Source organism: Oxalicibacterium sp., from assembly GCF_035565035.1.
Taxonomy (GTDB): domain Bacteria; phylum Pseudomonadota; class Gammaproteobacteria; order Burkholderiales; family Burkholderiaceae_D; genus Oxalicibacterium.
On record NZ_DATMTD010000042.1, the window covers coordinates 1 to 12,250 of the forward strand.

Genomic DNA, 12,250 nt, shown 5'->3' on the forward strand with positions numbered 1-12,250 from the left:
GGGTTTTGTCCGGCCGTCCATGTCGATCAGAGGCCGAGCGCCTTTTTCACGCCGGTGCCATAAGCCGGATCGCATTTCATGCAATTGTCGATGTGACGCTGCTTGATCTCGATCGGCGCGTCGCCCATTGCGCGTGCCGTATTGTCGAACAGCGCCTGTTGTTGTGCAGGCGTCATCAGTTTGAACAGTGCGCGCGGTTGCGAATAATAATCGTCGTCGTCCATCCGGAAATCGAAACGATCGGCTGCACCGTTCAGCTTCAGCGGAGGCTCGCGGAAATCCGGTTGCTCCTGCCACTCGTTATAGCTGTTGGGCTCATAGTGAAGCAGGCTGCCGTGATTGCCGTCCACTCGCATTGCACCGTCGCGGTGGAAAGAATGGAACGGACACTTTGGCGTATTGACCGGAATCTGGTGGTGATTGACGCCGAGACGGTAGCGCGCGGCATCGCCGTACGAGAACAGACGACCTTGCAGCATGCGGTCCGGCGAGAAGCTGATGCCGGGAACAATGGCGGCCGGATTGAACGCGGCCTGTTCGACTTCGGCAAAGTAATTGTCCGGATTGCGATTGAGTTCCAGCACACCGACTTCGATCAGCGGATAGTCTTTCTTCGGCCAGATCTTCGTCAGGTCGAACGGATGATAAGGGACTTTTTCCGCGTCCATTTCCGGCATGATCTGCACCGACATCGTCCAGCGGGGGAAGTCCTTTTTCTCGATCGAGTCGTACAGATCGCGCTGAGCGCTTTCGCGGTCGCGGCCAACGAGTTCGGTTGCTTCGGCATCGGTCAGATTCTTGATGCCCTGATGCGTGCGAAAGTGGAACTTGACCCAGAAGCGCTCGTTCTTCGCGTTCAGGAAGCTGAACGTATGCGAGCCGAAGCCGTGCATGTGGCGATACGAAGATGGAATGCCGCGATCGCTCATCACAATCGTGACTTGATGCAGTGCTTCCGGCAGCGAGGTCCAGAAATCCCAGTTGTTTTTTGCGCTGCGCATGTTGGTGCGCGGGTCGCGTTTGACCGCATGGTTCAGGTCAGGAAATTTGAGCGGATCGCGGAAGAAAAAAACCGGCGTGTTGTTGCCGACCAGATCCCAGTTGCCTTCTTCGGTATAGAACTTGACGGCAAAACCGCGGATGTCGCGTTCTGCATCGGCTGCGCCGCGTTCGCCGGCAACGGTGGAAAAGCGCAGGAACAGATCGGTCTTCTTGCCGATCTGCGAAAACAGTTTTGCCTTTGTGTACTGGGTGATGTCGTTGGTCACGGTAAAGGTACCGAATGCAGCAGAGCCCTTGGCATGCATGCGGCGCTCGGGGATGACTTCACGATCGAAATGGGCGAGTTTTTCAAGGAACCAGACATCCTGCAATAACTGCGGTCCGCGCGGACCTGCAGTCAGGACGTTCTGGTTATCAGGGACGGGGGCGCCTGCAACGGTGGTCAGTTTTTTATTGGACATTTTTATTCCATTCAATGTGAAGGTGCGAGACGGATGAATTCTGTGATGAAAGGAGAGTGCCCGCCGATTCTAGCCCGGGATGTGCGTATGGTCGTTTGTAAATAACGATGGCGGTGCAAGAAATTCTCTATCGCGTGACCGTGAAAAAACTGCTGTGCGAGCGGAAATGCTGAGGGAGATGCCGGTGATGGGGCCGGATGCAGGAAATGAAGCGGAAAAGGACATTTCCGCTTCCGATGTCATTTTCAGATGCGATTATAGGTTTCGTTGCTGCCCTTGAGCTTGAACTTGCCGTTGCCGAGGTCTTCCATGATGCGATCGGTATCCTTGATGCGATAACCGACGAAGTCATGCGGCAGTTTTACCGAGCCGAAATCGAGATAGGTACGCCCTTTGTCATCCTGTTCAATGACAAGCTCCTTGCCGGCGTCGCTTTTGACTCTGAATTCTGCAATCTTTTTCATAAAATCTCCTGATAAGAAATATGACAAGACAATCGGGCAGACTTGCATGGTTCGGCTGCCCGAAACCGGATGCTGACAGAGCGTTATTTATAACATGAGGTGTGACAACCGTGCATGCGGCCTGACGAAATAGCGGGCAGAAGATCTGCGCGTCAGTCCCGTGCCATTGCGTGAATTGGTGCTGGTATGTTTCCCGACCGCCAGCGCCGGTAGGGCGGCAATGACACCGCCAGAGCGGCTCTTTACAGAGCAGGCGCACAGAATATCAAGTCGATGTGACCGGAATTTGACATGCGGTCTGTTCCGGTCGTTATCGTAAAAAATGACCGGCCGACTTTTCGCCACGGCAAGTTCGCGGCGAATGGTCAGACCTTAGATCATTTCACTCACGCCGCACATTCCAGTTCATGTTTCTCGTTAGCGCGCCTGGCCGTACGTTTCGCGCGTTCCTGGGATTTCGGATGGGCAGAGGAGGCATCTTCATCCGCCCATTTTTTTCGCAATGCCAGATCGGCACACTTCTTTTTCTTCGCTTCGCTGGCCTTGTACAGTTTGCGGCGTTCGCGCTGATCGATGGCTTGCTGTTTTTGGCGCGCGTTTTCGATACGCTGCAGTTCGCGTTTTTCCTGCGACAGCTGTTGTTGCGCCGCTTCCGGATCGCCGGACGGTCTGGTATCGATGTCGAGTGCGGCCCCTTTGCCGTCATGGCACGGCGCATCGCTGTAGGCGGTGCGACCAGCTGATTCGCACTTGTAAATCGCCAGTGCCGGCGCGGAAATAGTGAGAAGGACGAGAAGCAGCAGCGGTTGCATGGTACCTCGCAGTGAGTGGGAAAACAGTTTTGGCTAAACGACCTTGCCCGGATTCATAAGGTTGCGCGGATCGAGCGCCTGTTTGATCGTGCGCATCAGGTTCATTTCGACAGCGGATTTGTAACGCAGGATTTCATCCCGCTTCAACGCACCCAGTCCGTGTTCGGCCGAGATCGATCCGCCGAAATGATGGACGCTGTCGTGCACGATGCGATTGATCGCAGCCTGATGCGGCAGCAGAAAGCTGTCCGGTTCATTTTCCGGTTGGGCCACGTTGTAATGCAGGTTGCCGTCACCAACATGGCCGAACGTCACCATGCGCAGCCCGGGGATCGCCTGCTGCAGTAAAGCGTCCGTGGTCGCGATGAAATCGCCGATTCGTGAAATCGGCAGCGCGACGTCGTGCTTGACGTTGCGCCCTTCGGCGGCTTGCGCCAGCGGAATGCGTTCGCGCAATTCCCACAAGGCGGTCGATTGCGCGAGCGAGGTCGCGACGACTGCATCCGGCGCAATGTCCTGCGACATGGCGGCACCGATCACATTGTCGAGCAGCATGCCTGCATGTTCATCCGATTCGCTGTCGGACAGTTCGATCAACGCATAGTGTGCATAAGCTGCGGGGAACGGTGCGCGCGTTTGCGGAAAATGTCTTTGAACTAGCGTCATGCAAAAAGCGGACATCAACTCGAATCCTGTCAATGCCGCGCCACACTGCTGTTGCGCCAGCATCAGCAATCGTAGCGCATCGTCGACCGTGCGCAGGGCGACCAGCGCGGTACGTTGCGCCTTCGGTTGCGGAAAGAGCTTGAGTACGGCGGCGGTGATGATGCCGAGCGTACCTTCCGCACCGATGTAGAGATCGCGCAGGTCGTAACCGGTATTGTCCTTGCGCAGTGCGCGCAGCCCGTTCCAGATGTCGCCTTGCGGCGTCACGACTTCCAGCCCGAGGCACAATTCGCGGCTGTTACCGTAACGCAGGACGGCGGTGCCGCCGGCGTTCGACGACAGGTTGCCGCCAATCGTGCAACTGCCTTCTGCGGCCAGTGACAGTGGAAACAGTCGTTGCACATTGCCCGCGGCTTGCTGTACGTGCTGCAAAATGCAACCGGCGTCGACGGTCATCGTATTGTTGACGGCATCGATGTTGCGGATGGCATTCAGGCGCTGCAGCGAGAGAACGATCGCCTTGCCACTGTCGTCGGGAACGCTGCCGAGTACGAGGCCGGTATTGCCGCCTTGCGGCACGATCGGCACATTGAAATCGTTGCAGAGACGGACGGTGGCGGCGACTTCTTCGGTCGAGCCGGGGCGAACCACAGCGCAGGCGCTGCCGGTAAAACGGCCGCGTTTATCGAGCAGGTAAGGCGCGATATCGACAGCATCGGTCAGCACGTACCGGGCGCCGATTGCATTACGGCAGGCTGCAATGAAGCCTGTCATTCAGCGGCTTTCCGCAACGCTTGTTTGGTCAACGCCTTTGCCGCTTTCTTGTACGGGCGCAGGTAGCAGATAGTGCAGATAAAGAACAAGACAACCAGCGCGACCTCGATCCAGCCAAGCAGTGAAGAAAGTCCGCCATCGCTCCAGCCTCGCACGATACCTTCGGCCAGATAGAGGAGAATCAGCATGGACGACCATTGCATTGTGTAGAGATCGCGTTTAACGATGCCACGCAATGGAATCAGCAAAGGCAGGGCTTTCAGCGCCAGCCAGAAACTGCCGGGACGCACCGGAGCCAGCAACGTTTCCCACGCGACGCACAGAATGATCAATGCGATCAGGGCGGCAACTGCGCCGCGGTGAAGAATTGACTGATGTTGCGGCGATATCATGCGCCGGCTTTGTGCAGTTTGACGGCGGTTTCCGCCAGGCGCTTGCCGAGTGCGATGGTCAAGGTGCGCGTTTCGGCAGAAATCGCCTGCGTGCCGCTGACACCGGACCAGTGCGACGCACCATATGGCGTGCCGCCCGTACTGGTGGTCATCAGTTCAGCCTGCGTGTACGGTACACCGAGCAGCAGCATGCCGTGATGCATCAATGGCAGCATCATCGACAACAACGTCGATTCCTGCCCGCCGTGCAGGCTGCCGGTCGAAGTGAAGACGCAGGCGGGTTTGCCGGCCAACGCACCGGCCAGCCATTGCGATGTCGTGCCATCCCAGAAATACTTCATTGGCGCAGCCATGTTTCCGAAGCGGGTCGGCGAACCGAGCGCAAGCGCTGCGCATTCTTCGAGATCACGCAATTCGACATACGGCGCGCCTTCATCGGGCACGGCCGACGCAGTCGCTTCCGTCACAGTGGAAACCGCCGGTACCGTGCGCAGGCGGGCTTCGCAACCGGCCACGCTGTCGATGCCCTGGCCGATCAATTCGGCGAGCTTGCGCGTCGAACCGTGACGCGAATAGTACAAAACGAGAATAGGGAGTGTGGAGGTAGACATGCTTGTTATTATAGGATGCTTTACAGACAATAAATCCTGCCTCTCTTAACCGAATGCAGGCCGAATGCGCGACCCGACCATACGGGCAACCACGCGGACGAACCCAAGAATAATGAAGCTTCCCGGATTGAAACGATTTACTTTTTCACGCGACCTGACATGGACGCAAATGCGTGATCTTTTCCGTTTTGCCGCACGCAGGCTGGACGAGGAAAGATTGCCGCAGGTGGCAGGCAGCCTGACTTTCACAACCGTGCTGGCGCTGGTGCCGATCCTGACGATTGCGTTGGCGATCTTCACGACCTTCCCGTTGTTCAATACCTTCCGCGCATCGCTGGAAGCATACTTCGTGCAGAACCTGATGCCGCGAGGCATTGCCAACACCATCCTCGGTTACCTGACGCAGTTCTCCAGCAAGGCGACGCGATTGTCGGCCTTCGGTGCGGTGGCCCTGATCGTGACGGCAGTGGCGATGATGTTGATGATCGACCGCGTGTTCAACCAGATCTGGCGCGTAAAGACCAAGCGACCGATCACGCAGCGCATTCTCGTCTACTGGGCAATTGTCACGCTGGGACCGTTGCTGATCGGTGCGTCCATCACGCTGACGTCATACCTGTTCTCTGCGACCAATGGCGCGGTCAGGCATGTGCCGTTCTTGGGCGGCATGTTCTATTCGTCGATTTCCATCCTGTTGACGACGGTGGCGTTCACGCTGCTGTATATCGTTGTGCCGAACCGGCCGGTCGAATGGCGTGATGCATTGTGCGGCGGCTTGCTGGCTGCGCTGGCGTTCGAAATCATCAAGCGATTGTTCGCGATTTTCGTCGTCAAGGTGCCGACGTATACAGTGATTTATGGCGCGGTGGCGGCATTCCCGATTTTTCTGGTGTGGCTCTATCTGGGCTGGTTGATCACGCTGGGCGGTGCAGTTGTGACCGCAGCGCTGCCGATCGTCAAGTACGAACGCTGGTGGCATGTACCGCAGCCGGGCAGCGCGTTTGTCGATGCGATGGCCTTGCTTGAGGTGCTGTACGTCGCGCGTGCATCGTCGCAATCTGCCGTGGTCGATACAAAGCTGATTCGAGACAAGACGCGCCTGGGTTTCGACGAGGCGGAAGCGTTATTGCAGAAGATGCTGGACGCCGGTTGGGTCGGACGCATCAAGGCAGAAGGCACGCGCCGCATGCAATGGGGCAAGCGCATTACCGATGGCCTGGATAGCTGGGTACTGCTCGCCAATCCGCAATATCTGACACTGGCCGATATTTATCGCCTGTTCGTGTTCGATGCGTCCGGCAATGCAGCCCTGGCAAAACAGGTTGAAGGGGCAGTCGAAGAAGGATTGAATCAATCGCTGAGCGCACATTTCGCGCAAGCAGCGCACTAGAAGGAAACCTGCCCGGTCAGCAATTGCCAGTACATCAGCCATGCCGCTGCGAATGAGTAGAAGGGCTGGCGCCATGAGGCGGGACGGTTTTTTTCGAACATCAGATGCCCGATCCATGCGAAACCATAGAACGACAGTGCTGCCGCAACCAGCCATACGACATTGCCGGTCAGCACTAACGCAATCAAAAAGAAAATTGCCAGCGTTGAGCCGAAGAAATGCAGTTCGCGCGACGTCCTGTCGGTATGCCCGCTCAGGTAATCGGTATAGAACTCGGTGAATGTAGCGTGCGCCTTGTGTGCGATCACAGCCATGATATTCCTCCTCCTGCTGCCGTGATTTCAGACTAGTACGCATACGGTCCGGATGCAAGTCGATTCTGCGTCGACGAGAGCGTGCGGATATTTTTGCGCAATGCGTTGTCGTATCAGTGAACCCCGACGCCTGTCCTGCGGAAGCGTGTTTCCTGACACGTTCCTTACGCCATCCCGGATAGTGGATTTTTCACTGCGCTTGGGCTACATTGCAATTGTCCGAAGTAAAACCATAACGTGCGAGGACGGTCCCATGAAAGTATCCGAAATACTCAAGGTAAAAGGAAACATTCTCTTCACGGTGACGCCAGACAGCCCGATGCTGGACGCTGTCAATGCAATGGCGGAGAAGGACATCGGTTCGCTGGTCGTGATGGAGGGCGGCGACCTGATCGGAATGCTCTCATTCCGCGAAGTGATGGCAACGCTGCATGCCAACGGCGGCACGATCGGCAGCGAACCGGTGCGCAAGCACATGAACAAGAATCCCATCACGATCACATCCGATACCGATCTCAACGACGTGCGACGCATGATGCTGGAAGAGCACGCACGTTACGTGCCTGTGCTGGAAGGCAAGTCGCTGGTCGGGGTGATGTCGTTTTACGACGTCGCAAAAGCGGTGCTGGAAGCGCAGAGCTTCGAGAACAAGATGCTGAAATCGTATATCCAGGATTGGCCAGCAGAGGCTGACGAGAGATAGAACGTTGCGCCGCTGATCCAGCGAGCGCCGTTGGCAGCTGAAACCGTTCGCACATCCCGAGGGATGCGCGAACGGTTTTGTTTTTTCGTCGCATTCTTTGGCATCCCTTACAATCCGGTGATTCGAAAACGGCGTAATGCATTTCACGTCAATTGCCCGTTCCCAGCAACCGTCTGTCGTCCTTCCATTTTTCATGCGCAAACCAGGCCAATTCTCGTTGCTCGCGCAACGCCGCTTCGCACCGTTCTTCTGGGCGCAGTTTCTTGGTGCTTTCAACGACAACGTATTCAAGACGGCGTTGCTGACCGTACTGACGTTCTCGGCACTGGACTGGACGACGATGGATCGCGGGTTGCTGAACAACCTGATTCCCGGCCTGTTCATTTTGCCTTTTGTACTCTTCTCGGCGCTGGCCGGGCAACTGGCCGACAAGTTCGAAAAATCCGGCATGGTGCGCTACATCAAACTGCTGGAAATCGCGATCATGCTGGTTGCCGCAATCGGCTGGATGCGGCATGACCTGTGGCTGCTGATCGCCGCGGTTGCCGGCATGGGTTTGCACTCAACGCTGTTTGGTCCGATCAAGCACGCATATCTGCCGCAGAAATTGCATGCCGACGAGCTGACGGGCGGGAACGGCGTGGTACAGATGGGGACTTTTGTCGGCATTCTGCTGGGTGAAGTTCTCGGTGCCGTGCTGGTATCGCAGAAACCGTGGGGCATCGAATATGTGGCGGTCGGCGCGATTGTCATCGCGGTGGCCGGCTGGGTGGCCGGTCGCGCGATGCCGCATTCTCCGGCACCGGCGCCTGACCTGCAAATCAACTGGAACATCGCCACCGAAACGGTACGCAACATCCGTTTTTCGATGCGCAATCGATCGGTCTTTATCGCGATGCTGGCGAATTCCTGGTTCTGGTTTTACGGCTCGATCGTGCTGGCGCAATTCCCTCTGTATTCGAAAGAGTATTTGAACGGCGATCACAGCATCTTCGTGCTGTTGCTGACGATATTTTCGCTGGGTATAGGTACGGGCTCCCTGATGTGCGAACGCCTGTCGGGCCGCAAGGTGGAAATCGGCTTGATGCCATTCGGTGCACTGGGCTTGACACTGTTCGGTATCGATTTGTATCTGGCGAGTAATGCATATGCCGGTAATGCACTTGTCGATATCGCCAGTTTCGTCCACCAGTCCGGCAGCATGCGCATCCTGTTCGATTGTTTGATGATTGGCGTGTTCGGCGGGTTTTACATCGTGCCATTGTTTGCGCTGATCCAGACGCGCTGCGAGCCGACGCATATTTCACGCACGATTGCCGGCATGAATATCCTGAATGCATTGTTCATGGTGATCGCTGCGTTGCTGGCGATGGTATTGCTGAAGATGGGTTTGAATATTCCGCAGTTGTTCCTGGTGACGGCACTGCTGAACGCCGTCGTGCTGATCGTCATTCTGGCCGCGATGCCGGAATTCCTGCAGCGCTTTCTGGCGTGGACCGGTTTGCGTCGATGACGTTCATGTCATTCCGGATGCAACGCATCGTTGTCGTTGTGCCGCTGCGGTGCGGACAACGGTAACAGCAACGTGAATGTCGTACCGACACCAACTGCACTTTGCACACGCACACGACCACCGAGGACGCCGCTGACGATGTTGTGCGTGATGTTGAGGCCGAGGCCGGAACCGCCTTCCCCGAGCTTGGTCGTGAAGAAAGGATCGAAGATGCGATTCAGGTTGGCGGTAGGAATGCCGACGCCATCGTCCCTGACAGTCAGTTCAACCCAGCCTTCCATACCATCGACGGCGCGTGCGGCGATCACGATCGCTCCCTGATTTCGTCCTTCGAAACCGTGCAGCAGCGCATTGTTGATGAGGTTGTTCAGTACCTGCCCCAGAGGACCGGGATAACTGTCGAACACCAGGTCATCCGGAATGCCCTGTTCGACGATGAACGGACTTTTGCGAATCACCGGCCATAACGTCAGCAGAATTTCGCCGGTGACTTCCGCCAGAGAAAAGCTGCGTCGTTGCGAACTGGTCTGGTCGATCGCCACCTGCTTGAAACTGTTGACGAGATCCGCTGCCCGATGCAGGTTGCGCACAAGGATGTCACCGGCCTTGCCGACATCGGCTACGTAATTTTCCAGCGTCGAGCGCTTGATGCCTTGGTGATTGCGATAGGCTTCCGCCAATGCCGTGGTCTGATCGGTCAGCGTACTGGCCACCATCAGGCTGTTGCCGATCGGCGTGTTCAATTCGTGCGAGATCCCGGCAACCAGAGCGCCCAGCGCAGCAAGTTTTTCATTGTTGACCAGTTCCTCGTGCGCCTGATTCAGCGCTTCCAGCGTGGTTTCCAGTTCCTGATTGGCTTGCTGCAGTTCTTCCGTGCGTTCGACGACGCGGTCTTCGAGCGTGGCGTTGAGCTCGCGGATTTCATTTTCAATGCGACGTTTTTCCGTAATGTCCTGGCAGGCGAAGATGCCGTACTGTTCGCCCTCCAGCTGGAAAATATGACCTGAATACTGGATCAGGATTTCACTGCCGTTGCCGCGCACCATCCAGACTTCGTTCAGGTCGCGGATGCTGCCGGTGGCTTTCAATTCTTCCAGCAGCATGTCGCGGTCTGATGGCGTGCAGAACATTTTCAGGTCTTGCGTATTTTTGCCGATGACGGCATCGCGCGGTCGCAGGAATAATTGTTCAAAGGCGCTGTTGACGTCCTTGACCACGCTGTTGCTGCTGATCTGCGTGACATACATCGCCATTGGTGTGGAATGAAAGATGGTGGCAAAACGCTGTTCGCTGAAACGCAATTCCTTTTCAGCCTGCTTGCGTTCGAGTTCCGCGGATGCGCGTTCACTGAAGACCCGCAACAGAGAGCGGACCAGATCGGGATTGCGCAACGCCTTCGAATGCATGACGGCCAATACGCCGATGATGCGACCGGTGGCATCGTGCAGCGGCGCACCCGCGTAGCTGTCCCAGCCTTGTTCCTTCAGCGATGGATAGTCCGGGAACGTCTGTTCGACATCGCTGGCGAATACGTGCAACTGCCCGGCCATCACGCGTTCGCACGGCGCACCGGGCAACGGATAATCAGCGGCATCGGCCGCATCGGCATCGTGTCCGTGCCGGTATGAAGCGAGTAACTGCATGCGCGCCGGGTCATTCGGTTCAGCAAGGCTGATGAAGGCACAGTCCGTGCGCAGCGCGGAAGCCAGATCGGCAACCAGTAATTCGAAGAACGATTCGCCGGCGATCCCCTGCGTGCCTTGCGCCAATCTTAAAAGGGCATGGTCGGCTTCTGCCTTTTGTTCTTCCAGCAGGCGTTGATCGGTTACATCGCGAATGACAGCCAGCACATAACGTTCGTCATCCACTGCAAAGCGCGTGGCGTTGATCAGGCAGTTACGGATTTCGCCTGCCTTGTTGCGCATGCTCCACGAAAAGTCCTGCACCGTATTGCGCTGGGCAAGTTGCCGGAAAAGTTCTTCACGTTCTTCGGGAAACAGCCAGATGTGCAGTTGCAGCGCCGTCTTGCCGGCCCATTCCTTGCGTGTGTAGCCGCTCAGCCGTTCGAATGCGGCATTGACTTCCAGGTAGGTGCCGTCGCTGACGCGCGTGATCAACACCGCATCCGGATTGAAGCGGAATGCGCCTTCGAACTTGATTTCGGACAGACGCTGCATTTCCGGCGAACGACGTTTCTCCGTCATGTCTTCCACCAGCGAAAGCCAGCCGTCACCGAGATCGATATCGGACCACTCGCAGATCAACAGATCGCCGCCGGCAGTCAGGTTCTGGCGCAACTTCGGCATGCCGGTCGCATTAAAGCCGGCTTGCTGGTCGTGCGGTACGAGAAAGCGCGCGTGCCGTCCCATCACTTGTTCGCGACGATAACCAAACATGCTTTCCGCCGCCGGATTCCATTCAATAACCTGATGATTGGCATCCCATTTGATGACGGCGATCGGATTCTGCTCAACCAGAATATGCAGGAGCGTGGTGTCCTGTGAAGGTGCAGGAAGCATTTCTTCCGGCGGACATTGCGTCGTCTTGCTGGATGAGGGCGTGAGAGGAGACGAGATCTCCCGGTGCGACGAAAAATATCGTCGTAACAGCAGCAGAATCAGCAGGGAGGAGAGTGCAAGTTGCGCCGCCAGCCACAGCATTTCCTGCCGCAGGGTTGCAGTCACTTGTTCCTGCAGGCGTTTGCCGCTGACTTCTACAACCAGCGAACCTGCAGACTGACCGCGATATTCGACGTCGATCGTTGTGGTCGAAGCTGGGCCATTCCTTCTTTCCGCGCGTTGATCCGTGGCTAACAGAATGCGCTTGTTGTCACGCACATCGACACGTATGAGATCGCCATTGCGGGCAAACGCGGTAGTCAACTTTGCCGTCAAGCCCTTGCGATCCAGATTCCACAAGGATTCATTCAGGCTGTCGGCAAGAACGACGGCGCTGTCCTCTGCCAGCTTTGCAGTTTTTTCAGACGCTTCCGAATGAAAGCCGTAGAGCCACTGACAGCCATGGAATAAAAGGGCAGGAACCAGCAGGCCGATCGCCACCGCGGACAAGATCGAGCGGGTGAAGAGCGCGTTCTTCATGATGCCCGATCGTACCGGGATTATGAAAAAAGGAAAGAAACGGGGCGGGG

At 56.7% G+C, this 12,250-nt stretch carries 10 protein-coding genes and 1 pseudogene; 3 read left to right on the plus strand and 8 right to left on the minus strand.

Annotated elements, in window-relative coordinates:
* Positions 1 to 26: 26 nt before the first annotated feature.
* The 6 genes from VN114_RS03990 to wrbA form a co-directional block, all read right to left on the minus strand.
* Positions 27 to 1,463, minus strand: coding sequence for a catalase (locus tag VN114_RS03990; protein ID WP_325512225.1), 1,437 nt, complete (start codon positions 1,461 to 1,463; stop codon positions 27 to 29).
* 245 nt (positions 1,464 to 1,708) lie between these two features.
* Complete coding sequence (locus tag VN114_RS03995; protein WP_325512227.1) at positions 1,709 to 1,927, minus strand: hypothetical protein; 219 nt, start codon at positions 1,925 to 1,927, stop codon at positions 1,709 to 1,711.
* Positions 1,928 to 2,313: 386 nt separating this feature from the next.
* A complete protein-coding gene (locus VN114_RS04000; RefSeq protein WP_325512229.1) occupies positions 2,314 to 2,739 on the minus strand; it encodes a DUF4124 domain-containing protein in 426 nt (141 codons plus the stop codon).
* A 33-nt stretch (positions 2,740 to 2,772) separates the two neighbouring features.
* Positions 2,773 to 4,179: an FAD-binding oxidoreductase gene (locus VN114_RS04005; protein ID WP_325512231.1), complete on the minus strand. Its 1,407-nt coding sequence runs from the start codon at positions 4,177 to 4,179 to the stop codon at positions 2,773 to 2,775.
* The gene (locus tag VN114_RS04010) at positions 4,176 to 4,571 is read right to left on the minus strand and encodes a DUF2069 domain-containing protein (protein ID WP_325512233.1); all 396 of its coding nucleotides are present in this window, start codon (positions 4,569 to 4,571) and stop codon (positions 4,176 to 4,178) included. Before VN114_RS04010 ends, VN114_RS04005 begins: the two co-directional genes overlap by 4 nt.
* Positions 4,568 to 5,182, minus strand: coding sequence for an NAD(P)H:quinone oxidoreductase (wrbA, locus tag VN114_RS04015; RefSeq protein WP_325512235.1), 615 nt, complete (start codon positions 5,180 to 5,182; stop codon positions 4,568 to 4,570). Before wrbA ends, VN114_RS04010 begins: the two co-directional genes overlap by 4 nt.
* 169 nt (positions 5,183 to 5,351) lie before the next feature.
* Between wrbA and VN114_RS04020 the strand changes: the two genes are divergently transcribed.
* The gene (locus VN114_RS04020; RefSeq protein WP_325512237.1) at positions 5,352 to 6,572 is read left to right on the plus strand and encodes a YihY family inner membrane protein; all 1,221 of its coding nucleotides are present in this window, start codon (positions 5,352 to 5,354) and stop codon (positions 6,570 to 6,572) included.
* Here the strand turns inward: VN114_RS04020 and VN114_RS04025 are convergent.
* Positions 6,569 to 6,886 (minus strand): DUF962 domain-containing protein, encoded by a 318-nt coding sequence (locus VN114_RS04025; RefSeq protein ID WP_325512239.1) that lies wholly within the window; start codon positions 6,884 to 6,886, stop codon positions 6,569 to 6,571. The genes VN114_RS04020 and VN114_RS04025 overlap by 4 nt on opposite strands.
* 253 nt (positions 6,887 to 7,139) lie before the next feature.
* Between VN114_RS04025 and VN114_RS04030 the strand changes: the two genes are divergently transcribed.
* Together VN114_RS04030 and VN114_RS04035 are read left to right on the plus strand one after the other, a co-directional pair.
* Entirely contained in the window at positions 7,140 to 7,589 is a 450-nt protein-coding gene (locus VN114_RS04030; RefSeq protein WP_325512241.1) for a CBS domain-containing protein, read from the plus strand.
* Positions 7,590 to 7,782: 193 nt separating this feature from the next.
* Positions 7,783 to 9,084: pseudogene (locus VN114_RS04035) on the plus strand (MFS transporter); the annotation flags it as partial.
* A gap of 26 nt (positions 9,085 to 9,110) precedes the next feature.
* Here VN114_RS04035 and VN114_RS04040 read toward each other — a convergent pair.
* Complete coding sequence (locus VN114_RS04040) at positions 9,111 to 12,200, minus strand: PAS domain S-box protein (RefSeq protein ID WP_325512243.1); 3,090 nt, start codon at positions 12,198 to 12,200, stop codon at positions 9,111 to 9,113.
* Between the last annotated feature and the right edge of the window lie 50 nt (positions 12,201 to 12,250).